The organism is Serratia sp. Ser99 (assembly GCF_024519545.1).
Classification (GTDB): domain Bacteria; phylum Pseudomonadota; class Gammaproteobacteria; order Enterobacterales; family Enterobacteriaceae; genus Serratia; species Serratia liquefaciens.
Genome location: NZ_JALJRT010000001.1, coordinates 444,508 through 467,867 on the forward strand (window position 1 = coordinate 444,508; position 23,360 = coordinate 467,867).

25 protein-coding genes are annotated in these 23,360 nt (G+C 56.3%); 13 read left to right on the top strand and 12 right to left on the bottom strand.

Features of this window, described 5'->3' with window-relative positions; genetic code table 11:
- Nucleotides 1-33 precede the first annotated feature (33 nt).
- Nucleotides 34-423, top strand: a complete 390-nt coding sequence (locus NR114_RS02160; RefSeq protein WP_048761796.1) for an inner membrane protein YbjM — start codon at nt 34-36, stop codon at nt 421-423.
- A gap of 43 nt (nt 424-466) precedes the next feature.
- Here NR114_RS02160 and NR114_RS02165 read toward each other — a convergent pair whose 3' ends face one another.
- Nucleotides 467-730 carry a GrxA family glutaredoxin gene (locus tag NR114_RS02165; protein WP_012006074.1) on the bottom strand — a complete coding sequence of 88 codons (264 nt, stop codon included), beginning with the start codon at nt 728-730 and terminating at the stop codon, nt 467-469.
- A gap of 242 nt (nt 731-972) precedes the next feature.
- Here NR114_RS02165 and NR114_RS02170 point away from each other — a divergent pair, with 242 nt between their 5' ends.
- The 9 genes from NR114_RS02170 to rlmC all read left to right on the top strand — a co-directional run bounded on the left by NR114_RS02170 (nt 973) and on the right by rlmC (nt 9,398).
- Nucleotides 973-1,278, top strand: coding sequence for a YbjC family protein (locus NR114_RS02170; protein WP_020826075.1), 306 nt, complete (start codon nt 973-975; stop codon nt 1,276-1,278).
- A 56-nt stretch (nt 1,279-1,334) separates the two neighbouring features.
- A complete protein-coding gene (gene rimK / locus NR114_RS02175; RefSeq protein WP_046374023.1) occupies nt 1,335-2,237 on the top strand; it encodes a 30S ribosomal protein S6--L-glutamate ligase in 903 nt (300 codons plus the stop codon).
- Nucleotides 2,238-2,398: 161 nt separating this feature from the next.
- Nucleotides 2,399-2,878, top strand: a complete 480-nt coding sequence (locus NR114_RS02180; RefSeq protein WP_020826077.1) for a YbjN domain-containing protein — start codon at nt 2,399-2,401, stop codon at nt 2,876-2,878.
- A gap of 408 nt (nt 2,879-3,286) precedes the next feature.
- Nucleotides 3,287-4,396, top strand: coding sequence for a spermidine/putrescine ABC transporter substrate-binding protein PotF (gene potF / locus NR114_RS02185; protein WP_020826078.1), 1,110 nt, complete (start codon nt 3,287-3,289; stop codon nt 4,394-4,396).
- A gap of 137 nt (nt 4,397-4,533) precedes the next feature.
- The gene (gene potG, locus NR114_RS02190; protein ID WP_234530466.1) at nt 4,534-5,667 is read left to right on the top strand and encodes a putrescine ABC transporter ATP-binding subunit PotG; all 1,134 of its coding nucleotides are present in this window, start codon (nt 4,534-4,536) and stop codon (nt 5,665-5,667) included.
- 25 nt (nt 5,668-5,692) lie between these two features.
- Entirely contained in the window at nt 5,693-6,658 is a 966-nt protein-coding gene (gene potH / locus NR114_RS02195; RefSeq protein ID WP_020826080.1) for a putrescine ABC transporter permease PotH, read from the top strand.
- Nucleotides 6,655-7,500, top strand: a complete 846-nt coding sequence (gene potI, locus NR114_RS02200) for a putrescine ABC transporter permease PotI (protein ID WP_020826081.1) — start codon at nt 6,655-6,657, stop codon at nt 7,498-7,500. The genes potH and potI overlap by 4 nt, the downstream gene beginning before the upstream one ends.
- Nucleotides 7,501-7,722: 222 nt before the next feature.
- Entirely contained in the window at nt 7,723-8,202 is a 480-nt protein-coding gene (locus tag NR114_RS02205) for a YbjO family protein (protein WP_234530465.1), read from the top strand.
- A 68-nt stretch (nt 8,203-8,270) separates the two neighbouring features.
- The gene (rlmC, locus tag NR114_RS02210; RefSeq protein WP_234530464.1) at nt 8,271-9,398 is read left to right on the top strand and encodes a 23S rRNA (uracil(747)-C(5))-methyltransferase RlmC; all 1,128 of its coding nucleotides are present in this window, start codon (nt 8,271-8,273) and stop codon (nt 9,396-9,398) included.
- A 66-nt stretch (nt 9,399-9,464) separates the two neighbouring features.
- On the opposite strand, the gene artJ (NR114_RS02215) is transcribed toward rlmC, so the two are convergent.
- The 6 genes from artJ (NR114_RS02215) to NR114_RS02240 all read right to left on the bottom strand — a co-directional run bounded on the left by artJ (NR114_RS02215) (nt 9,465) and on the right by NR114_RS02240 (nt 14,106).
- Nucleotides 9,465-10,199, bottom strand: a complete 735-nt coding sequence (gene artJ / locus NR114_RS02215; protein WP_115059312.1) for an arginine ABC transporter substrate-binding protein — start codon at nt 10,197-10,199, stop codon at nt 9,465-9,467.
- A gap of 207 nt (nt 10,200-10,406) precedes the next feature.
- On the bottom strand, nt 10,407-11,075 hold the full coding sequence (gene artM, locus NR114_RS02220) for an arginine ABC transporter permease ArtM (protein ID WP_020826085.1): 669 nt from the start codon (nt 11,073-11,075) through the stop codon (nt 10,407-10,409).
- Nucleotides 11,075-11,791: an arginine ABC transporter permease ArtQ gene (artQ, locus tag NR114_RS02225; RefSeq protein WP_041414381.1), complete on the bottom strand. Its 717-nt coding sequence runs from the start codon at nt 11,789-11,791 to the stop codon at nt 11,075-11,077. The genes artM and artQ overlap by 1 nt, the downstream gene beginning before the upstream one ends.
- 9 nt (nt 11,792-11,800) lie before the next feature.
- Nucleotides 11,801-12,532, bottom strand: coding sequence for an arginine ABC transporter substrate-binding protein (gene artJ / locus NR114_RS02230; RefSeq protein WP_020826087.1), 732 nt, complete (start codon nt 12,530-12,532; stop codon nt 11,801-11,803).
- Nucleotides 12,533-12,565: 33 nt separating this feature from the next.
- Nucleotides 12,566-13,294 (bottom strand): arginine ABC transporter ATP-binding protein ArtP, encoded by a 729-nt coding sequence (artP, locus tag NR114_RS02235; RefSeq protein ID WP_020826088.1) that lies wholly within the window; start codon nt 13,292-13,294, stop codon nt 12,566-12,568.
- Nucleotides 13,295-13,557: 263 nt separating this feature from the next.
- Nucleotides 13,558-14,106: a lipoprotein gene (locus NR114_RS02240; protein WP_234530463.1), complete on the bottom strand. Its 549-nt coding sequence runs from the start codon at nt 14,104-14,106 to the stop codon at nt 13,558-13,560.
- Between the two features lie 161 nt (nt 14,107-14,267).
- On the opposite strand from NR114_RS02240, the gene NR114_RS02245 reads away from it, so the two are divergent.
- Nucleotides 14,268-14,591, top strand: coding sequence for a heavy metal-binding domain-containing protein (locus tag NR114_RS02245; protein WP_020826090.1), 324 nt, complete (start codon nt 14,268-14,270; stop codon nt 14,589-14,591).
- Nucleotides 14,592-14,629: 38 nt separating this feature from the next.
- Here NR114_RS02245 and NR114_RS02250 read toward each other — a convergent pair whose 3' ends face one another.
- Nucleotides 14,630-16,147, bottom strand: coding sequence for a DUF3300 domain-containing protein (locus NR114_RS02250; RefSeq protein WP_256813976.1), 1,518 nt, complete (start codon nt 16,145-16,147; stop codon nt 14,630-14,632).
- Between the two features lie 189 nt (nt 16,148-16,336).
- Between NR114_RS02250 and NR114_RS02255 the strand changes: the two genes are divergently transcribed.
- Nucleotides 16,337-17,173, top strand: a complete 837-nt coding sequence (locus NR114_RS02255; protein WP_046374018.1) for an N-acetylmuramoyl-L-alanine amidase — start codon at nt 16,337-16,339, stop codon at nt 17,171-17,173.
- On the opposite strand, the gene NR114_RS02260 is transcribed toward NR114_RS02255, so the two are convergent.
- Both NR114_RS02260 and NR114_RS02265 read right to left on the bottom strand, forming a co-directional pair.
- A complete protein-coding gene (locus tag NR114_RS02260; protein ID WP_020826093.1) occupies nt 17,174-18,184 on the bottom strand; it encodes an NAD(P)-dependent oxidoreductase in 1,011 nt (336 codons plus the stop codon).
- A 157-nt stretch (nt 18,185-18,341) separates the two neighbouring features.
- Nucleotides 18,342-19,781 (bottom strand): DUF2867 domain-containing protein, encoded by a 1,440-nt coding sequence (locus NR114_RS02265; protein ID WP_020826094.1) that lies wholly within the window; start codon nt 19,779-19,781, stop codon nt 18,342-18,344.
- 145 nt (nt 19,782-19,926) lie between these two features.
- Between NR114_RS02265 and NR114_RS02270 the strand changes: the two genes are divergently transcribed.
- Nucleotides 19,927-20,274 (top strand): DUF1294 domain-containing protein, encoded by a 348-nt coding sequence (locus tag NR114_RS02270; protein ID WP_048761815.1) that lies wholly within the window; start codon nt 19,927-19,929, stop codon nt 20,272-20,274.
- A gap of 36 nt (nt 20,275-20,310) precedes the next feature.
- Here NR114_RS02270 and ltaE read toward each other — a convergent pair whose 3' ends face one another.
- Both ltaE and poxB read right to left on the bottom strand, forming a co-directional pair.
- Nucleotides 20,311-21,327 (bottom strand): low-specificity L-threonine aldolase, encoded by a 1,017-nt coding sequence (gene ltaE / locus NR114_RS02275; RefSeq protein ID WP_234529631.1) that lies wholly within the window; start codon nt 21,325-21,327, stop codon nt 20,311-20,313.
- A gap of 172 nt (nt 21,328-21,499) precedes the next feature.
- Complete coding sequence (gene poxB, locus NR114_RS02280) at nt 21,500-23,221, bottom strand: ubiquinone-dependent pyruvate dehydrogenase (protein ID WP_256813977.1); 1,722 nt, start codon at nt 23,219-23,221, stop codon at nt 21,500-21,502.
- Nucleotides 23,222-23,360: the final 139 nt, after the last annotated feature.

The following is a 23,360-nucleotide window of genomic DNA, read 5'->3' on the forward strand; positions in this document are numbered from 1 at the left end:
ACGGTGTGGTAACAGATTAAGGGGGAGTAGGGTATGGCGAGCGAACGGTATTGGTGGGGTATTTTGAGCTGTTTCCTGCTGTTCAGCCTGGTGTATCTCGGCCAGCAGAGCGGAGTCTTTGGCAGTACCGATCATGAGCATCGGGGGGAGACCGGCCTGTTGCTGTTCGTGATACCCGGCGTGGTTGCCAGTTATCTGTCGAGTAAAAAACGCATTCTCTGCCCGTTACTGGGTGCGCTCTATGCACTGCCGCTGTGCCTGATCATCCGCCACTTTTGGTTAACACCCTCTTATTCGTTCTGGCAGGAATTGGCTTACGCCACCAGCGCGGTATTCTGGTGCATGTTTGGCGCGCTGCTGGCGCTGTTTATCGGCGGCTTGTTGCAGGCTTATCTGCAATGTCACCGCCGCGAACGGCAATAAAAAAAGGCGCTTTGAGCGCCTTTTTGTCGTTCTTGCCTGAAACTTACTGGAACAGGTTCAGGTTTTCTTTGGCATAAGCTTCGAAATCGGTGCAGCCGCCGATGTGTTTCTCATCGAGGAAGATCTGCGGAACGGTTTCTACTGGTTTGCCAACGGTTTTTTCCAGATCGGCTTTGGTGATGCCTTCAGCGTGGATATCAACATAACGGAAGTTGAAATCGTCACGTTCTTCAGTCAGTTTTTCCGCCAACTCTTTTGCTCGGACACAATAAGGACAGCCTGGGCGCCCGAAGATAACTGCAAACATGCAACACTCCTTAGATTGATATTCAATAATTTAGTCGCAACTGCAATGACATTCTGTCAGTCAAAAAAGACTTAAGGTTGAGCATTACCCGCATTGATGGCGCCTACTATGCCCGTTGGGTCAGCGAAAAAAAAGCAGGAATTACCTGTTAATCTGATTCATCTAACCGATTAAGCCGCCGGGGCTGTCGCCATCGGGGGGAATTCACTACACTGGAGGCAGAGCTTCTGGAGAAGAAAAATATGCGTTCATTCGGTGACTTACCCCGTACGGTGTTGGTTTTGGAAGGACTGGGCATGCTGTCATTAGTGCTGGCTTATCTGAGCATTCACGGTCACGTTCAATTGCCGGGCTGGTTGGCTTCCCAGCAGGCAGCGGTGGGCATGATTTTCCTCGGCGTGGCGCTGATGGTCCCGGCGGCGGCTTTTTTGGTTTGGCGCGTGGTGCAAGGATTCGGCCCGCTAATGCGCGGCGGTCAGCCGCCGCAGAACGATCGGCATAAGCCTCATTCGCCGGTCGATAAAAACGACAGTGAGCCGCGCGCCTGAGTGACGGCCGTCGGTGCAGGCCTGCCTGGCAGGTGATTGCCTTTTTGGGGTGACGAGTGAAAATTGCCATTCTTTCGCGCGATGGAACGCTGTACTCATGCAAGCGTTTGGTGGAGGCGGCAGAGCAGCGCGGCCACAGCGTGGATATTATCGATCCGCTTTCTTGCTATATGAACATTAACCCGGCCGCGCCGACCATTCATTATCGCGGCCGTCAGTTGGAACGCTACGATGCGGTGATCCCGCGTATCGGCTCCGCCATCACCTTTTATGGTACCGCCGTACTGCGCCAGTTCGAGCTGCTGGGCAGTTACCCGCTGAATGAGTCGGTGGCGATCACCCGTGCACGTGACAAACTGCGTTCGCTGCAGTTGCTGGCACGCCAGGGGATCGATCTTCCAATCACCGGTTTCGCCCATTCGCCGGACGATACCGGTGATTTGATTGAGCTGGTCGGCGGTGCGCCACTGGTGGTCAAACTGGTGGAGGGGACGCAGGGTATCGGCGTGGTGCTGGCGGAAACCCGCCAGGCGGCGGAAAGCGTGATTGACGCCTTTCGCGGCCTTAACGCCCATATCCTGGTGCAGGAATATATTCGCGAGGCACAGGGCAGTGACGTGCGTTGTCTGGTGGTCGGCGGCAAGGTAGTGGCCGCGATTGAGCGTCAGGCCAAGCCCGGGGAGTTCCGGTCCAATTTGCACCGTGGCGGTACTGCCCGCAAAGTGAGCATCACCGCCAAAGAGCGAGCTGTTGCGGTTAAGGCGGCCACCACGCTGGGACTGGACGTCGCCGGGGTAGATATTTTGCGAGCGACTCGCGGCCCGCTGGTTATGGAAGTGAACGCCTCACCGGGGCTTGAAGGGGTGGAAACCACCACGGGATTGGATATTGCCGGCATGATGATCGAGTATATCGAGCCGCGCGCCAGAGCGGGATTTCGTCTCAAGTCGGGCGGCTGATGTCGCCGACCAAAATCGGCTTTACAATCGCCAGCTTTGTGGTTTTTTCCCGGCGATATTTGCCCAAATAGCGAATTAAGCCGCATTGATCGTGGCATCGCGGGGGAATATTCCGTAAGCTATGCGCCTTTTCGCGTTTTGAATATTGTGAGGCTGGTATTATGGATTCACTCATTGTCCCTGATTTGGCGTTGTTGCGACGCTGGCTGGATCAATCGGGCATTTCATTCTTTGAGTGCGATTCCTGTCAGGCGCTGCACCTGCCGCACATGCAAAACTTCGACGGCGTATTTGACGCCAAACTCGATCTGGTGGACAACGTTATTCTGTTTTCCGCCCTGGCCGAGGTGAAGCCGACCGCGCTGATCCCTCTGGTGGCCGATCTCAGCCAGATCAACGCCAGTTCGCTGACCATCAAAGCCTTTGTCGATATCCAGGATGATAACCTGCCGAAGCTGATCGTCTGTCAGTCACTAAGTATCGCCGTGGGCGTCACGCTGGAACAGTTCACGCACTTTATGCAGCAGGGCGAAGAGCAGATCTCCATGGTGATCCTCGAGGCGCGGGCGAACGATCTGCTGTTTATGGGTGACGAAGAAGAGAACCCGGCTAGCGCCGAACGCCTGCCAATGTTGCACTGATCCCCGCTGTAGATTATGCATGTCGCCCTTCTGGCGGCATGCTACCGTTATTCCCTTCCACGATAATATATTCTGCGTTTTACCCTCTTTTGCCCGATATTTCTCGCCGTTTATGCCATTAATGGCGTATCACATAGAGAGAAACTGCATAAAAAATCGATAAAAGCCGTTTTTGCCCCCGGAGGCTGGTGCGTTTTGGCAACAGCGGTTATGCTGCTGATTCTGCTAAGGGCTTGCGATTCCCCAAGTGACCATGCGGGCTGGGCAGTTGAAAAAGGTGTCTGCAATCAACTGCATAGCTATTCAATTCACGGTTGCAACGATTGCGCTCGATCAGGAAAGGTTTTGTATCAGTTTGCGATACAAGTTCAATTCTATGATTCACCCCTGTTTTGGAGGAAGTTACGGATGGTCACCCAACGTAAAAAGTGGTTATCGGGTGTTGTTGCCGGCCTGCTGATGGCCGCGTCCGTCACGGCGTCAGCCGAGGAAAAAACGCTGCACGTCTATAACTGGTCCGACTATATTGCGCCGGACACCTTAGCCAAATTCCAGAAAGAAACCGGCATTAAAGTGGTGTACGACGTCTTTGACTCCAATGAAGTGTTGGAAGGCAAACTGATGGCGGGCAGCACCGGTTATGATCTGGTAGTGCCTTCATCCAACTTCCTTGAGCGCCAGTCGAAGGCCGGTATTTTCGAGCCCCTCGACAAGAGCAAGATGCCGAACTACAAAAACCTTGATCCCGAAATGCTGCAGTTGGTGGCACACAATGACAAGGACAACAAGTACGGTATCCCTTACCTGATGGTGACCACCGGCATCGGCTATAACGTCGACAAGGTGAAGGCGGTACTGGGCAAAGATGCGCCGGTCGACAGCTGGGATCTGATCCTCAAGCCAGAGAACCTCGAGAAGCTTAAAAGCTGTGGTGTTTCCTTCCTGGATGCGCCGAGCGAGGTTTACGCTACCGTATTGCACTACCTGGGCAAGGATCCCAACAGCACCAACGCAGCGGATTACACCGGTGCGGCCAACGATCTGCTGCTTAAGCTGCGGCCGAACATCCGTTACTTCCACTCTTCCCAATACATCAATGACCTGGCGAACGGCGATATCTGCGTAGCGATAGGCTGGTCCGGTGATGTGATGCAGGCGGCCAACCGCGCCAAAGAGGCGAAGAACGGCGTGAACGTGGCCTATGCCATTCCTAAAGAAGGGGCGCTGACCTATTTTGACATGTTTGCCATGCCGGCAGATGCCAAAAACAAGGACGCCGCCTACCAGTTCCTGAACTTCCTGATGAAGCCCGATGTGATGGCCGGCATCAGCAACTACGTCTATTACGCCAACGCGGTGAAGGACTCCACTCCGCTGGTGAAAGCGGAAGTGCGTGATAATCCGAACGTCTACCCACCGGCCGATCTGCGTGCCAAGCTGTTCACGCTGAACGTGCAATCGCCGAAGTTGGATCGTGTGATTACCCGCGCCTGGACTAAAGTTAAAAGCGGACGCTAGTACTCAGGGCCCAAAATGCCGGGCCCGGCTTTCAGTGTTGTCTTGACCAGCAGGCGGGGCTACCCGCCTGCATTGCCATTTTGGGCCATGGCAATCGCCGTGGTTTTTTGTACTGTTTGCACCGGAGAGCACCCCGATTGAACGACGCTATCCCTCGTCCTCAAGCCAAGTCGCAGAAGGTCTTCACCCCTCTGCTGGAAATCCGTAACCTCACCAAAACCTTTGACGGCCAAAATGCGGTCGAAGACGTTAGCCTGACCATCTACAAAGGCGAAATATTTGCCCTGCTGGGCCCCTCCGGCTGCGGCAAGTCGACGCTGTTGCGCATGCTGGCCGGTTTTGAACAGCCGACGGAAGGGCAAATCGTGCTCGATGGGCAAGACATGTCGCACGTGCCGCCATACCAGCGGCCGATTAACATGATGTTCCAGTCCTACGCCCTGTTCCCGCACATGACGGTGGAGCAAAACATCGCTTTCGGCCTGAAACAGGACAAGATGCCGCGTGGGGAAATCACCGAGCGGGTAGCGGAAATGCTGTCGCTGGTCCATATGCAGGAGTTTGCCGAACGCAAGCCACACCAGCTTTCCGGCGGCCAACGCCAGCGTGTGGCGCTGGCGCGCAGCCTTGCCAAGCGGCCAAAGCTGCTGCTGCTGGATGAACCGATGGGCGCGCTGGATAAAAAACTGCGTGACCGCATGCAACTGGAAGTGACGGACATTCTTGAGCGCGTCGGCGTGACCTGCGTGATGGTCACCCACGATCAGGAAGAGGCGATGACCATGGCAGGCCGTATCGCCATCATGAATCGCGGCAAGTTTGTGCAGATCGGCGAGCCGGAAGAGATCTACGAACACCCGAACAGCCGTTTCAGCGCCGAGTTTATCGGTTCGGTCAACGTATTTGACTGCGTGCTGCAAGAGCGTCAGGACGATGCTCTGATCCTGCAAAGCCCCGGTTTGCGTCATGCGATCAAGGTAGACTCCGACGCCTCGGTGGTGGACGGGGTGCCGATCCAGGTTGCGCTGCGACCGGAAAAAATCATGCTGTGCGAAGAGATCCCGGAAGATGGCTGCAACTTTGCCGTGGGGGAGGTGGTGCACATTGCCTATCTCGGCGATTTGTCGATCTACCATGTGAAGCTGCTCAGCGGCCAGATGCTCAGCGCCCAATTGCAAAACGGTCACCGTTTCCGCAAAGGGATGCCGACCTGGGGCGACGAAGTGCGGCTGTGTTGGGAAGCCGACAGCTGTGTCGTGTTAACGGTGTGAATGGCGAAGGTGAGGAATAATCATTATGACAATGCTTGCTGAACGCACGCCGCCGGAGCCGCCGGCCAACGGGCCCGGCCCGCTGAAAGCCTTTTTCCAGCGCCTGCAAATGGCCCACGGCCGCAAACTGGTGATTGCGGTGCCGCTGCTGTGGCTGACGTTGCTGTTCCTGCTACCGTTCCTGATTGTGTTCAAGATCAGCCTGGCGGAGCTGGCGCTGGCGGTCCCGCCCTACACTGACCTGATGAGTTGGGCTGACGGCAAGTTGGACATCGCGCTCAACTTTGCCAATTACCTGCAACTGACCGACGATCCGCTGTATCTGGACGCCTATCTGCAGTCGCTGCAGGTGGCGGCGGTGTCAACGGTGTGTTGCCTGATCATTGGCTATCCGTTGGCCTGGGCAGTGGCGCACAGCAAAGCATCAACCCGCAATATTTTGCTGCTGTTGGTGATCCTGCCGTCGTGGACCTCATTTTTGATCCGCGTTTATGCCTGGATGGGCATATTGAAAAACAACGGCATCCTTAACAATTTCCTGCTGTGGCTTGGGGTTATCGATCAGCCGCTGGTGATCCTGCATACCAATCTGGCGGTCTATATCGGCGTGGTTTACTCCTACCTGCCGTTTATGGTGCTGCCGATTTATACCGCCTTGACGCGGCTGGATTATTCGCTGGTGGAGGCCTCGCTGGATCTGGGCGCCAAACCGCTGAAAACCTTCTTCAGCGTGATTGTGCCGCTGACCCGTGGCGGTATCATTGCCGGCTCGATGCTGGTGTTTATCCCGGCGGTCGGCGAGTTCGTGATCCCGGAACTGCTGGGCGGGCCTGACAGTATTATGATTGGCCGGGTACTGTGGCAGGAATTCTTTAATAACCGCGATTGGCCGGTAGCTTCGGCGGTTGCCACCGTGATGCTGCTGCTGTTGATTTTGCCGATTATCTGGTTCCACAAGCACCAGAACAAGGAAATGGGGGGGCAGGGATGAACAACTTGCCGGTAGTGCGCTCACCGTGGCGTATCGCTATTTTGGTGCTTGGTTTCACCTTCCTGTATGCGCCGATGCTGATGCTGGTGATTTACTCGTTCAACAGTTCAAAACTGGTGACGGTGTGGGCGGGTTGGTCGACGCGTTGGTATACCGCGTTATTCCATGATTCGGCGATGATCAGCGCCGTCGGGCTCAGCCTGACCATTGCTGCCGCTTCAGCGACCGCCGCCGTAGTGCTTGGTGCGATTGCTGCGGTGGTGATGGTGCGTTTTGGCCGTTTTCGTGGTTCAACCGGCTTTGCCTTTATGCTGACCGCACCGCTGGTTATGCCGGATGTGATTACCGGTCTGTCGCTGTTGCTGCTGTTTGTGGCGATGGGGCATACGTTGGGTTGGCCGTCGGAACGCGGCATGTTCACCATCTGGCTGGCGCACGTCACCTTCTGTACTGCCTACGTTTCAGTGGTGATCAGTTCGCGCCTGCGTGAATTGGATCGCTCGATCGAAGAGGCCGCGATGGATTTGGGCGCGACGCCGTTGAAGGTGTTTTTCGTGATCACGCTGCCAATGATTGCACCGGCGCTGGTTGCCGGCTGGATGCTGGCATTCACACTGTCGCTGGATGACCTGGTGATTGCCAGCTTTGTCGCCGGGCCGGGCGCGACCACCTTGCCGATGCTGGTGTTCTCCAGCGTGCGTATGGGGGTTAATCCGGAAATCAACGCCCTGGCCAGTTTGATCCTGCTGGTGGTGGGGATTATCGGTCTGATCGCCTGGTGGTTTATGGCTCGCTCGGAAAAACAGCGATCGCGCGAATTACAAAAGGCCGCCCGTAGCTGAGTCTGATTAAACCTGCTATTTTTGCAATTATTGGTATTGCAATTGATTACCTGACTTTATATATCTCGTTTGAATATACCCTACAGCTTTAGAGTTACAGCCGGGCGGCCAGCTCGCTCTTCCCCAGGCGCTTACTTAAGTAACTGGTGTGTGAGCGCAGGTAACCACGCTGCAACTTGAAAGATGAGGGTATAGACGGCGTTTTCGTTGCGGAACACGGACATGGCAGACATGCTGAACAGCAGGCAGGGAATGAGAACGACTTCAGATGCGCCAGTACCGGTGATGGTGGCCGGTACGGCGATGGTGGCTATCAAATGCATCAGCGTGCTGTTGCTGTTGGGTGAACTGGGCGTTGATGGCGTTCAGGAGTTTGTCAGCACCAGCGCCCAGGCCTGGGATTCCACCCTGATATTTTTGGCTGGTCTGGTGCTGCTGTGCCTGCAAATCAGCTGCGGTTTTGCGGTAATGCGCGGTCGCAATTGGGGGCGTTGGGTCTATGTTGCCTGTCAGTGTGCGGTGGTCGGTTATTTGCTGTTGGCGACCATCGGCAGCTTTTTGCCCGAAATCTTTACCGTGGAGGGCGAAACCAGCGGCCAAATTCTGCACGTGTTGATCCTGCAGAAAATCCCCGATGTCGTCATCCTGGCCTTATTGTTCGTTCCTGCCGCCAGCCGCCGCTATTTCGCCGCGCGCAATTGAGATTTTAAGGGCGTAGGGTGATAAACTCTGCGCCCTTAATTATTCACCCCGAACTCAGAGTCAACTTAATGCATTGCGCCTTGTATACGGCGGGCACCTGCCGTTCTTGTCAGTGGCTGGAAAAGCCTTACCCGCAGCAGCTGACAGACAAACAGCATCACCTGCAATCCCTGCTGGCCGAACGCGACGTCGCGCATTGGCTGGCGCCGATTGCCGGCGAGCAGAGCGCATTTCGCAATAAGGCCAAAATGGTGGTCAGCGGCAGCGTAGAGCGCCCGTTGCTCGGCATGCTGCACCGCGATGGCACGCCGGTTGATCTGAGTGGCTGTCCACTGTATCCCGCCAGTTTTGCGCCCATGTTCGCGGTGTTGAAAAGTTTTATCGCCCGCGCCGGTTTGACGCCCTATAACGTGGCGCGTAAGCGCGGGGAACTGAAGTACCTGCTGTTGACCGAAAGCACCCATAGCGGCGGCGTGATGCTGCGCTTTGTACTGCGTTCAGAGGGTAAATTGGCACAGCTGCGGGCGGCGTTGCCGTGGTTACAGCAGCAATTGCTACAACTCAGGGTGATCTCCGCCAATATTCAGCCGGTGCATATGGCGATTATGGAAGGAGAGCTGGAGATCCCACTGACCGAACAGCAGGCGCTGGAAGAGCAATTTAATCAGGTGCCGTTGTATATCCGCCCACAAAGTTTTTTCCAGACCAACCCAAAGGTGGCGGCGGAACTGTACGCTACCGCTCGTGACTGGGTTCGTGCATTGGGTATTGAAAGCATGTGGGATCTGTTCTGCGGTGTGGGGGGATTTGGCCTGCACTGTGCGCAGACGGATACCCGCCTGACCGGTATTGAGATCAGCGCCGAGGCGATTGCCTGTGCGCGTCAGTCAGCGAAAACGCTCGGTCTGCAACAGGTTAACTTCCAGGCGCTGGATTCCACGAAATTTGCCACCGCTGAGGGTAGCGTCCCCCAATTAGTGCTGGTTAATCCGCCACGGCGCGGCATCGGCAAGGATTTGTGCGACTATCTGAATCAGATGGCGCCCGACTATATTCTCTATTCGAGTTGTAACGCCGAGACGATGGCGAAAGACATTGAGATGTTGCCGGATTACCGCATTGAACGCGTGCAACTGTTCGATATGTTCCCTCATACCGCCCACTACGAAGTGCTGACTCTGCTGGTACGTCACTAAAGGCGTTTCGGCAATCAATAAGGATACAGTTTGAAATAGGGCGTGCATACCACGCCCTGGAGAGACTTACTGCGGGAACCACTTGTCGTTGATGGCTTTGTAGGTGCCGTCAGCCTTGATGGCGTCCAGAGCGGCATTCAGCTTGGCCAGCAGCGCCTGGTTGTCCGGACGCACAGCAATGCCCAGGCCGGTGCCGAAGTATTGAGCATCGGTAACGTGCTCGCCGACCGGCGCCAATTGCGGGTTATTCTTCAGCCACTCGTTGACCACCGCGGTATCACCGAACACGCCGTCAATACGGCCATTTTTCAGTTCGAGAATGGCGTTCTGGTAGCTGTCGTAAGAGACGGTATTAATCTCCGGGTGCTTATCCTGCATGTATTTTTGATGGGTGGTGCCGTTCTCCATGCCGATCTTTTTGCCTTTCAGATCCGCCAGCGAGCTGAATTTGCCTTTCTGCGCGATGACGATTGCCGAGTTGGCGTAGTAAGGCTGGGTAAAGGAAACCTGCTTGCTGCGCTCTGGCGTGATGTCCATACCGGAAATCACCGCGTCGTATTTTTTGAATTTCAGGGCGGCGATCAGGCTGTCGAACGCCTGGTTGGTAAAGGTGCATTCGGCTTTCATTTGCTTGCACAGCGCGGTAGCCAGATCGATATCAAACCCGACAATCTTGTTGCTGGCATCCAGCGATTCGAAGGGTGGATAGGTGGCGGAAGAGGCGAAGCGAATGGTCTCAGCTGCACTGGCGTTGAAGGCGATGCCCGCCAATACCGTAGCGGCAAGTAATAGTTTTTTCATGCGTAAAGCTCCTGTCTGCAAGTCTGCGTGTTTTTATCTCTTCACCGCTTGATTTTACTGACAATAACCCAAAGGTTTAGGCGGCTGTTTATCGACGTTTACCCTGACATTTAATGCATTAATATGCAATATAAATGATTAAAAAATTAAGACGAAAATAAAAAAGCCCTGCACGATGGCAGGGCTCCGAGACCTGAGGGGGCGGGCTCAGTTGCGGCGCTCGAATGCCAGCGCCCGACGCTCGACCACGCGCATCAACAACGTCAGCAGGCCGTTGACGCACAGATAGACCAACCCGGCAGCACCAAACACCATCACGTCATAGGTACGGCCATACATCAGCTGGCTGTATCCCATCACTTCCATCAGGGTAATGGTGTAGGCCAGCGAGGTGCTCTTGAACACCAACACCACTTCATTGGAGTAAGACGACAGTGCACGCTTGAAGGCAAAGGGCAGCAGGATACGCAACGACTGGGCACGCGACATACCAAGCGCTTCGCAAGATTGCCACTGACCGGCGGGGATCGCCCGCACCGCACCGTAAAACAGCTGGGTAGTGTAGGCCGCGCTGTTCAGCGCCAATGCGATCATCGCACACAGCCACGGCTGCGACAGCAGATCCCACAACCACGGATATTCGCGGATCGCCGGGAACTGGCCGGGGCCGTAGTAGATCAGGAAGATCTGCACCAGCAGCGGCGTACCGGTGAACAGGGTGATATAGATTTTCACCAGCGGCGTCAGGATCGGCGTTTTCAGCGTCAGGATCACCGTCAGCACCAATGACAGCAGCAGTGCCACGATCAGCGCGGTAACGGTCAGCGTCAGACTGGTGTGCAGCCCTTTGATAATTTCCGGCAAGAACTCAAACATCAGGCTGGCCCCCGCTCAAAACGCGTGGTGCGCAGTTCAATGCGTTTGATGATGTACTGGCTGAACAGGGTCACCACCAAATAGATGGCCGCCGCGATCACATACCAGGTAAAAGGCTCCTGGGTGCGAGTGGCGATACTCTTGGTCTGCAGCATCAGATCGTTAACGCTGATCAGCGACACCAGCGCGGTATCCTTCAGTAAAACCAGCCACTGGTTGCCCAGCCCTGGCAGGGCGTGGCGCCACATCTGCGGCATGATCAGGCGAAAGAAAATCGCTGCGGTACTCATCCCCAGTGCCTGGCCGGATTCCCATTGCCCCTGTGGCACCGCTTTGAGTGCCCCGCGCAATGTTTGTGACGCATAGGCGGAATAGAGCAGGGCGAGGGCAATTACGCCACACAGGAACGGGCTGACTTCAAAATTATCAATCGCCAGCTGGACGGGCAGCTGGAACAGGCCAAAGTTCAGGGTGAAGCCGTCGGACAGCATCAACAGCAGCTGCGATGAGCCGAAATAGATGAACAGCACCACCAGAATTTCCGGCAGGCCGCGCAACAGCGTAACCCAGGCGGTGCCGAGCCAGCTGACCACTTTCCAGCGCGATGACTCCCAGACGGCAAACAGCATCGCCAGGATCAACCCGAGGATAAGGGCACAAACGGCAAGGCCGACGGTCATCCCGGCGGCGCTTGCTAGAGGTTGAATTTCATTCATGGGGATAGATTACTGCTGGAACCATTTTTTGTAGATGGTTTCGTAAGTCCCATCCTGTTTGATCTTGTCGAGGGCGGCATTGAACTTGCCCTGCAGATCGGTATTTTTCTGGCGAACGGCAATGCCGAGCCCGGTACCGAAGTAGTCTTTGTCGGTCACCTTATCGCCTACCGCGGCCAGAGCGGCATTCTGTTTCAGCCATTCGTTGACCACTGCGGTGTCACCAAATACCGCGTCAACGCGACCATTCTTCAGATCCAAAATGGCGTTCTGATAGCTGTCGTAAGGCACGGTGGTGATTTCAGGGTGCTTATCGGTCAGGTATTTCTGGTGTGTCGTACCGTTCTGCACGCCCACTTTTTTGCCTTTCAGCGCCGCTACGTCGGCAACTTTGCCCTTCTGGGCGACAAACAGCGCGGAGTTGTCGTAATACGGTTTGGTAAACAGCACCTGTTTTTCACGTTCAGGCGTGATGTCCATACCGGCCATGACCGCGTCAAAGCGCTTGAACTTCAGGCTTGGGATCAGGCTGTCAAAAGCCTGATTGGTGAAGCTGCACTCGGCCTGCATTTCTTTGCACAGGGCATTGGCCAGATCGACGTCAAACCCCTGGATCTTGTTGCCGGCGTCAATAAATTCAAACGGAGGATAAGAAGCTTCGGTAGCGAAACGGATCGTTTCGGCTGCAGAGGCGGAAACGCTGATGCCAGCCAGAACGGCGGCGATTATTAGTTTTTTCATCGCAAACTCCCCAAATTACAGCAAGTAAAATTGTTAGTGTGATAAGTAATTGGCAAACTCGGTGGTCTGCGGCTGCGCAAAGTGGCTGGCATCGCCTTGTTCCACTACGTGGCCGTTTTCCATGTAGACCACGCGGCTGGCGGTTTTGCGCGCCACTTCCACTTCGTGGGTGACGATCACCTGGGTGATCCCGGTGCCGGCCAGCTCGCGAATGATGCTGACGATTTGGGCGGTGATTTCAGGATCCAGCGCGGCGGTCGGTTCGTCGAACAGCAGCACCTGCGGCTCCATCATCAGCGCACGGGCAATGGCCACGCGTTGCTGCTGGCCGCCGGAAAGGTGCAGCGGGAAACGGTCGGCAAAATCGGTCAGGCGCAAACGCTTCAGCAACTTGTCGGCACGCTCCATCGCCTGAGCCTTGGTCAGGCCAAGCACGCGACACGGCGCTTCGATCAGGTTTTGCACCACGGTAAGGTGAGGCCAGAGATTATATTGTTGGAATACCATGCCGACGTTCTGACGCAGCTCACGAATGGCTTTCTCGCCTGGGGCCTGCTTGAAGTCGAATTGATTGCCGGCGATCTGCAACTGACCCGAGCGCGGCATTTCCAGCAGGTTCAGCACCCGCAGCAATGAACTTTTCCCCGCGCCGCTTGGACCCAGCAGCACTAAAGTTTCCCCTGCTGGGCAATCCAGCGTGATGTCAAACAGCGCCTGATGTGCGCCGTAATAGCAGTTGATACCGTTAAGTTGAATGCTCATGCGCCAGAATTGAATAGATATTGATGCCGCGAATGTTAACTTCCACAGAATACTTATGCAATCTTTGTGCGTTAAAATTTATTACTGCGCGGCAGGATAGTAAAAGAATAGCACAAGATACCGCGAGTCAGGTTCGAAGGGGGGATTTGTCGTGCACGCTGTGAGGTATGTAGCGAAAATTCTCAAAGTGAACGAATGTTGAGCGGAATCAAGGCATTTTTTTACCCACCGGCATCAAGCAGATGACGGTGGGGCGTGTGAGCTTACTGGTTTTCCAATACCTGACGCAGCGTCCCGCTGGCGGCATGCGGCGGCACGTTCAGATAGCGGATATCATCCACCACCCAACAGGTGCCTTCACGCACCATCAGCACCTCATCCTGCCAGTTGACCGCGCTGCTGCCGTCCTTCTGGTAGCTGAGCTGTACGCGCAATGGAATATTTTTGGCGTCGGTATTCGGGATGGTAGAAGCGCTGGCGACGGTGGCGCTGGTCGGTCCCTGCGCGTTGCCGGTAAACAGATCGCCAGTGACCTGATGTTTGCCCGGGTTCTGGTTGGCGGTCACCAGATCCTGATACAGCACTTTACTCAGGTAAGGCTGCAACTGCGCCAGACGGTTGCTGTCGGGCAGGGTGGTAGCGGCGCCCTGTTGCAGGCGCAGATCGTAAAATTTCTGTGCGACCGTATCCGGGCCGCCTTCCACACAACCGCCGGTACGGGAGCCGATATCCTTGAATGCCGGTTCGACGGTGGTGCAGGCACTCAGTAACAGCGCTAAGGGCAAAACAGCCGCAATCGTTTTTGTTTTCATCTCATTACCTTATGTGAAAGTCTCTACCATGAAGACCATTAGCCTACAGTATAAATGCGATTTCTGGCCTTGCATTCGTACTGCGTGCCATTTCAATACAGAACATAATGCCAAATCAATGGTCAGATAAGTGCGATGAATCAATCAAGCAAGGAGTTTTCATGCAGCTTTCCACTACCCCGACCCTGGAAGGGTTTACTATTACCGAGTACTGCGGCGTTGTCACCGGCGAGGCCATTTTGGGTGCGAATATTTTCCGCGATTTTTTTGCCGGCGTGCGCGACATCGTGGGCGGCCGTTCGGGCGCTTATGAGAAAGAGCTGCGTAAAGCGCGCCTGATTGCCTTCCGGGAGTTGGAGGAGCAAGCGAAAGAATTGGGCGCCAATGCGGTGGTCGGCATTGATATCGATTACGAAACCGTGGGTAAAGACAGCAGCATGTTAATGGTGACCGTCAGCGGTACCGCGGTGAAAGTCAGCCGCTAATCCTTTCTTTGCCCCCGGCCATGACCGGGGGCATTCGTTTATCCTACCTTGTGTTCTTCCACTTTTAGCGGGCGATGTTCCTGCGGTTTGGCCGCTGGGGCAGGGTGATGCTGTACCTGTTGAATCTGTGGCTGATGGAACGGCGTTGGTGCGCTATGCGACATCATGGCATTTGGCCGTGGTTGAACCGGCTGTGGGCGAACAACGTTAGCCTTGGGCGCGAGGTGTTCGACAGGTTTAACGGCCGGCAACTGCGCCCTTTGCTGTACGCTGACAGGTGTCGGTAGATGTTGTTCAGGCGTACGAGCCGGTTGGATCTCGGCCTGATGAACGGGGGCCGTGACTGTCGCTGGGTGCGGGCGCACGGCTGCCGGTGTTGAATGAGCGAAACTCGGCAGGGTCATTGGCTGCTGAACATGGGCGACCGGTGTCATCGCATGGGGCGCTGGCGTAGCTGCATGGGCAAAGTTCGGCGCCGTCATCGGCTGGCGTTCATTGGCTGCGACGGGTGGCGTAAAATGTGGCTGTTGCAGGGTGGCAACCTTAGGGGCTGCATAAGGCGTTGGTGCGGCAAAATGCGGCACCTGATTGACTGGCGCATTGTGGTAGTTATTCACCGTGGTGCTGTGATTCACATTATTGTATTGGTTGATATTGGTGACACGGTTAATCACCGTGGTGGAGTGCGAGATATAAGGCGCATTGTTATAGACCACCGGTTGACGCCGATCATTCCAGCGCACGTCCCAGCTATGCCAGTTGTCATGATGTTGATTGATCAATGCCCCGACCGCGACGCCCACGCCAAAACTGATCACGCCTGCCGCCAGCATATCGCCACTGCTATAGCCTGAGGCACTCTGATAGTGATAGCTCGGGTAGGCCGGGACAGGTTCGCCATAGGCCACCCAGGGATCGTAACGCGGCACGTAAACCACATCCGGTTGGCTGGGCTCGATGACAATGGTTTGCGCCGGCGCAACCACAACGCTTTGCGGATAGGGTTGCGGTTCAACGTAACGGGTTGTAGGCGTGATGACCACCCTTTGCTGCGGCGACGTTTTCAGCGTGCCTTTGGCGGCGGCACGTTGGCGCATGACCTGAATGGCGTTCATCACGTCGGTAGGGTCGTTGAGATAAGCGCTGCCCAGCGCGGTGGTCCAGGGAATATTTTTAGCCATCTGATCCAGCACGTCAGGAAATTGTACCAAACCGCGTACGCTGGGGTCCCAGGGTTGAGCGCCAGCGGCTGCGGTGAGTGCGGCCGGTTGCAACCCCCGGTTTTGCGCCAGCCAGTTATCCGCCGCGCTGATTTGATCGGGATAACCCGCACCGGCCAGCACCTGCGCCAACAGTTTGTCAGGAAAAAGCGCCACCGGGCTGACCAGTTGATACAATTGATCGGCACTCAGTGGCGTATAGGTTGATGCTGCCGCGGGCGTGGCCACAGCAGGCGCGGTTCCCCCCATGGTATTGGCCACCGTTTTTTGGTCACAGCCGCTGAGCGGCAGCATGGCGATGCAGATCAGCCAGGCGACAGGGTTGAGCTTAAACATGAGCGACTCACTTTTATCAGCGCAAGTAATACTATGAAGCTATCATCTGCCATGGAGTCCGCCAGCGCGGCGCAACACTCACTTGCACATCTGGCCTCTCTGTCATCATTTATTGATTAACTTGATTATTGGATACAGATTAATCAATTTGAGTTACAAATTTGAGCCGCTCGACGGCAGGAGGGATTCGTGAAAATTTGGCCAGGGATATTTGCTGCCGCATTGCTTGCCGGCTGCCAAAGCGCACCGCAAAGCACCACCATAGACCGGGGCGACTATCAGTTGGAAACCCTTCATCAGGCGCAGGGAGCAGACCAGCGCATTCGTTTTCTGGTGATGCATTACACCGCAGAAGATTTCCATTCCTCGCTTAAAACCCTGACGGATGAACACGTCAGCGCGCACTATCTGCTGCCCGCGCACCCGCCATTGGTACAGGGCAAACCGGTGGCGTTTCAACTGGTGCCTGAAGCCCTGCGCGCATGGCATGCCGGGGCCAGCACCTGGCGCGGCAGAACCAACCTGAACGATACCTCGATAGGGATTGAAATAGTCAATCGCGGATTCAACCGCACCCTGCTGTTTACCCATTGGCAGCCCTACACGCCACAGCAAATAGCCCTGTTGATCCCGCTGAGCCGCGATATCATTCAACGCTATGGCATTCAGCCGACGGACGTAGTGGGGCACAGCGACATCGCGCCCCAACGCAAACAGGACCCGGGTCCGTTATTCCCCTGGCGGCAATTGGCGCAGGCCGGTATTGGCGCCTGGCCGGACGAGCAGCAGGTGCAGAAGCTACTGGCCGGCCGCGACAAGCAGGCGGCCGTGCCCCTGGCCCCCCTGATCGAAAAGCTGGCGCGTTACGGTTATGGTATTGACGCTCGGTGGGATGTCAGGCAGCAGAAGAACGTGCTGGCGGCGTTTCAGATGCATTTCCGGCCCAGCGATTATCGCGGTGAGCCGGATGCGGAGACGGAGGCGATCGTTGATGCCTTGCTGTTGAAGTACGGGGCAGCTCGCTAATTAAAGGCCGTGCAGTTTACCGTGTTCTTTTAGCCAGCGAGCGGTGCGGGAAATGCCTTCATCGAGCGAAACTATGGGCCGGTAATCCAACTCCTGCTGGGCACGAGTGGTGTCCAGCGTCAGATCAAAATTGAGCTTGGCGACCCCATAGTGGGTCAGTACCGGCTCTTTCTCGCTTTTGCTGCCGAGTTTCTCCATACCGCGCGCCATCATATCGAGCATGGGATAGGGCACAGAGCGGATCCGGCACTTCATCCCCAACTCGTCAATTAACTGCTGCACCACGCTGTGCAACTGACGTGGCTGCTGATTGGTGATGTTATAAGCGCGGCCGGACGGGGTATTTTCTTTCTGAGTGGCCAGCCACATGGCGTGCACCGCGTTTTCCAGATAGGTCATGTCCACCAGTGCCGCGCCGCCGCGTGGCAGCAGCAGGTTGCCGTAGCGTTTGATCATCTGCAACAGGCGCGGCAACATCACTTTGTCATGTGGCCCGAACAACCCCTGAGGACGCAGGATGGTGAAGTGGGTTTGCGGGTTGGACATCGCCAACTGCTGGATCACCTGTTCACCGGCGGCTTTGCTGCGCGCAAACTCGTTGGCATAGCGCGCGGGGCGGAAGTCTTCGGTAATGTTGCGATGGTGATGGTAATCGAAGTAGATCGCCGGCGAAGAGATATGGATAAACTGCGAAACGCCGTAGGCCGCTGCCCATTCGCCCAAGCGACGGGTAGCGCGCACGTTGGCCAGTTCGAAGGCTTCTTCGGTGCCCCATGGCGAGGTGAAGCTGGAACAGTGCCACAGCACGTCCACGTCGGCCAGCATGGCTTTGGCCTGCGATGAGATCAGGTTGGTGAGATCGGCATGAATGAATTCCGCGCCCATTTTTTCCAGCAGACTGCCCATGGCCTGGTTGCGGCCGGTGGCACGCACTTTAATGCCCTGGCGGCGGAGATATTCAACGGCGTTACGGCCTAACCCACTGGTTGCACCGGTGACCAATACCTTCATAACGAACTCTATTCTCACCAAAAATCAGAATGCTGACGGCCTTCAGCGGCGTTCCAGCAAATAAGATGCCATTCTTCCGTTATTTCGTGCGCTATGCAATCGGAAAGGCCCTAACCGCAGCAGTAAACTGTGCGGTTGATCGACAAATAAGCGATGGTCAGGACATATTGCGCGGGTTCTCTTCGGCCAGCCTGGCGATACGGCGCGCCATACCGCGAAAAATGAACAGGTGAGCGGGCATCATGGCGAACCAATACAGCAGTCCGCTGAAACCGGCAGGGTGCCACCAGGCACGCACATCCAGGGTGCGGTGGTCGCCATGATCTTTGATGGTGAACACCAGCCGGCCCAACCCCGGTGCTTTCATGCCGAACAGCAACGCCAACTGCCGCAGTGGTTTAATGGTGATGACCTTCCAGCCATCGACCAGGTCGCCAATGGCCAACGTCTCACGCTGGGGGCGGCCATAAACTACGCGATTGCCAATCATATCGTCCATGCGGGCACGGATTTTCCACAGGATATTGGCGTAAAAATAGCCCTCTTTCCCGCCCAGTTGCTGCACCGTATGCCACAGCGCCTGGCTGGATGCCTGGGTTTCCAGCGAACAGCCCGCCTGTTTCGGGTAGAAGCCATAGCCTGGTCGCCAGCGGGCTCGCGCTTCCGGATCGTAGCCCCAGTCGGCGGAGTCGACCACTTCTTCCTCGCGCCGCAGGGTAGCCGTCACCGCCTGATCGAAGGTTTGCAGCGTCTGCGGAATCAGAGCCTGTAGCGGTTTACCGTCGGCGGGAAGATCGTGGTTCAACCCCTGGATCAACGCATTGGCGATCGAGGTGGGCACCGAGGTGATCATGCTGATGAACCATACCGAGATAAACCGGGTGGGCAAGGGGATGGGGATCAGCCAACGTTTTTTTCCGCTGATGGCAATGAAGCGTTCAAACATTGTTTGATAACTGATGTACTCCGGGCCGGCGACGTCAAAAATGCGGTTTTCTTCCGCCGGGTGCGCCAGCAGATCGGCCAGATACACCAGCAGATTTTCCAACGCGACCGGCGAAGATTTGGAACGCACCCAGCGCGGCGGGGTTAGCACCGGCAGGTTGTAGACCATATCGCGCATAATTTCGAAGGCCGCCGAACCGGGGCCGACAATGATGCTGGCGCGCAGTTCGGTGACCGGTACGCCGCTCTGGCGCAAGATCTCCCCGGTCAGCTTGCGTGCCACCAGGTGCGGTGAACTCTCGCCTTCCGGTTGCAGCGCACCGAGAAAAATGACCTGTTTTACGCTGGCGTTGCGTAGCGCATCGCGCAGATTCTCCGCCGCCTGGCGTTCTTTTTCGATAAAGTCATCACCGTCGCCCATACCGTGGATCAGATAATAAACGGCGTCGATCTCCCACAGCGCGGCGGTCAGGGTTTCTGGTTGGTAGACATCCACGTACTGGCAGTTGACCTGCGGCCAATGCTGCTCCTGAAGCCATTCAAGGCGGCGCGCGGCGGCGGTAATGCTGTGTCCCTGTTCGATCAGGTGGGGGATCAGGTTCTGGCCAATATAGCCGCTGGCTCCAAGAACCAATACGCGTTGAGGTGTCATTAGCGCTGCCTTATGCAGTGGAAGTCGATGACAGCATGCCAAACTCAGGGTTTAAATGCACTTTTTGTGTGGTTATGCGGGCATTGCATCCACCTTAAGGCAGCGTCACACTACGCACCGTTTGTTTGTGCTAAGCCGAAAAAATATGAAACTCAATGCCGTTTGTTATGCCCTGTTAGGTCTGGCGCTGATCGCCAGTTTATTTTTCCTGCATCCGATTTGGATGTGGTGGCTGTTGGCTAACCTGCTGACGTTATTGGTGTACGGTGTCGATAAACTGGCCGCGCGCAAGGGTTGGCGTCGGGTGCCTGAAATCACGCTATGGGTGTTCGGGCTGGTGGGTGGCTGGATTGGGGCGATCGTTGCGCAGCAATTGTTCCGTCACAAAACCCAGAAACAGCCGTTCAAAAGTTGGTTTATCTTCAGCGTGGTGTTGAACGTCGTGGCGACGTTGGCGATCTGGTACTGGGTTTACGGCCGTTGGATCCTCTAAAACACGGGGCGTGTTAGCGCCCCGTTGAGGCATGCATCAGGCATGCTGCTTGAGGAACTGTTGCCACAAATCGACCACGTGCTGTAAATCCTGACGGCTGACGTCGAGGTGGGTCAAAATGCGCGTCAGCGGCCCGCTGCTGATCAGTACGCCGCGCTCGCGCATCCAGGCGCCCAGTTTTGCCGCCAATTCAGGGGACTGACGCAGGTACAGCACGTTGGTTTGCGCGCCCGGCTCGGCGATCTCCACGCCAATGTTTTGCAACTGCTGTTCCAGCCACTTGGCGTTATCGTGATCTTCCCGCAACCGTTCGACATTATGCTCCAGCGCATAGAGTCCCGCGGCGGCCAGAATACCGGCCTGACGCAGGCCGCCGCCGGTCATTTTGCGCCAGCGTATCGCCTGCTGAATAAAGGCCTCGCTGCCGCACAGCAACGAGCCTACCGGCGCGCCCAGCCCTTTCGACAGGCAAATGGTGAAGGTGTCGCAATACTGCACGATCTCTTTCAGCGGCACATTCAGCGCGACTGCGGCGTTGAAGATGCGTGCCCCGTCGATATGCAGTGCCAGCTTGTGTTCACGGCTGAATTGCCAGGCCTGTTGCAGGTACGCCTGCGGTAACACGCGGCCGCTGATGGTGTTTTCCAGGCTCAGCAGACGGGTTCGGGCAAAGTGAATATCATCGGGTTTAATTGCCGCCGCAACCTTGTCCAGCGGCAGGGTACCGTCCGGGTTGGCTTCAATCGGCTGCGGTTGGATGCTACCCAGTACCGCGGCACCGCCGGCTTCGTATTTATAGTTATGCGCCTGCTGGCCGACGATGTATTCGTCACCGCGCTGGCAATGGCTCAGCAGCGCTACCAGGTTTGCCTGGGTGCCGCTCGGCAAGAACAGCGCCGCCTCTTTACCGGACAGGCGAACCGCTTCCGCCTCCAATGCGTTGACCGTAGGGTCATCGCCATAAACGTCATCACCGACTTCGGCCTGGGCCATGGCTTCACGCATAGCGGCGCTGGGGCGGGTTACTGTGTCGCTGCGTAGATCAATAAGCATAAAAATTCCTTATCCCCTTGATCTTTCAAGCCGCAGCGTTGTTGGCTGCAACTTAAAATCTATTGGGGATAGCTAATGTGAAAGAGAATGCGGTTTTCATCATAGCCAGATTTTCTGATGACTAAAGAGAAAAAATTCCGGGAACAGCGATCGTTGTTCCCGGGATGGGGCATTAACGCAACCAGTTGGTTTTCGCCAGTTCGACCACTTCGTCGCCGCGGCCGTTGATGATCGCCCGCAGCATATACAGGCTAAAGCCCTTGGCCTGCTCGAATTTGATCTGCGGCGGCATCGCCAGCTCCTGCTTGGCGGTGACGACATCGAGCAATGCCGGGCCGGGGTGCGCCAGCATTTCCTGCAGTGCGCCGTCCAGATCCGACGCTTTCTCCACGCGAATGCCCTTGATGCCGGCGGCATTGGCTATCGCCGCAAAGTCAGGGTTATGCAGGTCAGTGCCGTCAGTCAGGTAGCCCCCGGCCTTCATTTCCATGGCCACGAAGCCCAAAACGCTGTTGTTGAAAATCACAATCTTGACCGGCAGTTTTAGCTGGGCCAACGACAGGAAGTCGCCCATCAGCATAGTGAAACCGCCGTCGCCGCACATGGCTATCACCTGCTTGTTCGGTTCGGTTGCCTGTGCGCCAATCGCCTGCGGCATGGCGTTGGCCATCGAACCGTGGTTGAACGAACCGAGCAGGCGGCGCTTGCCGTTCATTTTCAGATAGCGGGCCGCCCATACCGTCGGCGTGCCGACGTCGCAGGTGAAGATGGCGTCGTCGCTGGCGTACTGGCTGAGCTGTTGCGCCAGATACTGCGGGTGAATAGGCTGATCGTCATTGTCGGTGGCTAGGCCGTCCAGATCTTTGCGCGCGTTGCGGTAGTGCTCCAGGGCCTTGTCGAGAAAGGCACTGTCGCTCTTGGGTTCCAACTGCGGCAGCAGGGCGGTCAGGGTGGTGTTGATGTCGCCCACTAGCGCAATATTGACCGGGCAGTGCGCCCCGATACTGCCTGGGTTGATGTCGATCTGAATGATATTGGCGTTGGTAGGATAGAAGGCGCGGTACGGGAACTGGGTGCCGAGCAGCACCAGGGTATCGGCGTTCATCATGGCGTGATAGCCGGAAGAGAAACCGATCAGACCGGTCATGCCGACGCTATAGGGGTTGTCCCACTCGATATGCTCTTTACCGCGCAAAGCATGCACCACCGGTGCCTGCAACAGTTCGGCCAGCTTGACCACTTCATCATGAGAACCGGCACAGCCGCTGCCGCACATCAGCGTAATATTTTTTGCCTTGTTAAGGGTTGCGGCCAGCTTGTTCAACTCGCTCATGGGCGGCTGCACCAGCGGCAATGCCGGAGTGTGCCACACCATGCTGGCGTCTTCCGGTGCCATGCGCAGCGCCACGTCCCCCGGCAGCACAATCACCGAGACCCCGCGATTGAGGATCGCTTTGCGCATGGCAATCTCCAGCACCCGCGGCAGCTGTTCCGGGTTGGAAACCAGCTCGCAGTAGTGGCTGCATTCGCGGAACAGTTCTTGTGGGTGAGTTTCCTGGAAATAACCGCTGCCAATCTCGCTGGAGGGAATATGGGCGGCAATGGCCAGTACCGGTACGTGGTTGCGGTGACAGTCGAACAGACCGTTGATCAGATGCAGGTTACCTGGCCCACAAGATCCGGCGCAGACCGCCAGTTGGCCGGTAAGCTGGGCTTCCGCACCGGCGGCAAAGGCAGCGACTTCTTCGTGGCGCGTGCCCAGCCATTCGATGGTGCCCATACGGTGCAGGCTGTCGCTGAGGCCGTTAAGTGAATCGCCGGTGACGCCCCAAATGCGTTTCACACCGGCCTGTTCCAGAGTTTTGGCGATCAGCGTGGCTACGGTTTGCTTCATACTTCCCCCAAACATGATAGAAATACCCTTGATTTTCAATCGTCTGAATTCCTCGGGTATGGCTTATTGATTATTGAGCAGATGAACGTAATAAAAGCGCGCAACCGGGAAAGTGTAGAAGGGGAGTGCCAAGCCTGCT

Bases quoted from the DNA above. Each gene is read 5' to 3' on its own strand.
- NR114_RS02160 (WP_048761796.1), top strand. From the start codon at position 34: ATGGCGAGCGAACGGTATTGGTGGGGTATTTTGAGCTGTTTCCTGCTG.
- NR114_RS02165 (WP_012006074.1), bottom strand. From the start codon at position 730: ATGTTTGCAGTTATCTTCGGGCGCCCAGGCTGTCCTTATTGTGTCCGA.
- NR114_RS02170 (WP_020826075.1), top strand. From the start codon at position 973: ATGCGTTCATTCGGTGACTTACCCCGTACGGTGTTGGTTTTGGAAGGA.
- NR114_RS02180 (WP_020826077.1), top strand. From the start codon at position 2,399: ATGGATTCACTCATTGTCCCTGATTTGGCGTTGTTGCGACGCTGGCTG.
- potF (WP_020826078.1), top strand. From the start codon at position 3,287: ATGGTCACCCAACGTAAAAAGTGGTTATCGGGTGTTGTTGCCGGCCTG.
- potH (WP_020826080.1), top strand. From the start codon at position 5,693: ATGACAATGCTTGCTGAACGCACGCCGCCGGAGCCGCCGGCCAACGGG.
- potI (WP_020826081.1), top strand. From the start codon at position 6,655: ATGAACAACTTGCCGGTAGTGCGCTCACCGTGGCGTATCGCTATTTTG.
- NR114_RS02205 (WP_234530465.1), top strand. From the start codon at position 7,723: ATGGCAGACATGCTGAACAGCAGGCAGGGAATGAGAACGACTTCAGAT.
- rlmC (WP_234530464.1), top strand. From the start codon at position 8,271: ATGCATTGCGCCTTGTATACGGCGGGCACCTGCCGTTCTTGTCAGTGG.
- artJ (WP_115059312.1), bottom strand. From the start codon at position 10,199: ATGAAAAAACTATTACTTGCCGCTACGGTATTGGCGGGCATCGCCTTC.
- artM (WP_020826085.1), bottom strand. From the start codon at position 11,075: ATGTTTGAGTTCTTGCCGGAAATTATCAAAGGGCTGCACACCAGTCTG.
- artQ (WP_041414381.1), bottom strand. From the start codon at position 11,791: ATGAATGAAATTCAACCTCTAGCAAGCGCCGCCGGGATGACCGTCGGC.
- artJ (WP_020826087.1), bottom strand. From the start codon at position 12,532: ATGAAAAAACTAATAATCGCCGCCGTTCTGGCTGGCATCAGCGTTTCC.
- artP (WP_020826088.1), bottom strand. From the start codon at position 13,294: ATGAGCATTCAACTTAACGGTATCAACTGCTATTACGGCGCACATCAG.
- NR114_RS02240 (WP_234530463.1), bottom strand. From the start codon at position 14,106: ATGAAAACAAAAACGATTGCGGCTGTTTTGCCCTTAGCGCTGTTACTG.
- NR114_RS02245 (WP_020826090.1), top strand. From the start codon at position 14,268: ATGCAGCTTTCCACTACCCCGACCCTGGAAGGGTTTACTATTACCGAG.
- NR114_RS02250 (WP_256813976.1), bottom strand. From the start codon at position 16,147: ATGTTTAAGCTCAACCCTGTCGCCTGGCTGATCTGCATCGCCATGCTG.
- NR114_RS02260 (WP_020826093.1), bottom strand. From the start codon at position 18,184: ATGAAGGTATTGGTCACCGGTGCAACCAGTGGGTTAGGCCGTAACGCC.
- NR114_RS02265 (WP_020826094.1), bottom strand. From the start codon at position 19,781: ATGACACCTCAACGCGTATTGGTTCTTGGAGCCAGCGGCTATATTGGC.
- NR114_RS02270 (WP_048761815.1), top strand. From the start codon at position 19,927: ATGAAACTCAATGCCGTTTGTTATGCCCTGTTAGGTCTGGCGCTGATC.
- ltaE (WP_234529631.1), bottom strand. From the start codon at position 21,327: ATGCTTATTGATCTACGCAGCGACACAGTAACCCGCCCCAGCGCCGCT.
- poxB (WP_256813977.1), bottom strand. From the start codon at position 23,221: ATGAAGCAAACCGTAGCCACGCTGATCGCCAAAACTCTGGAACAGGCC.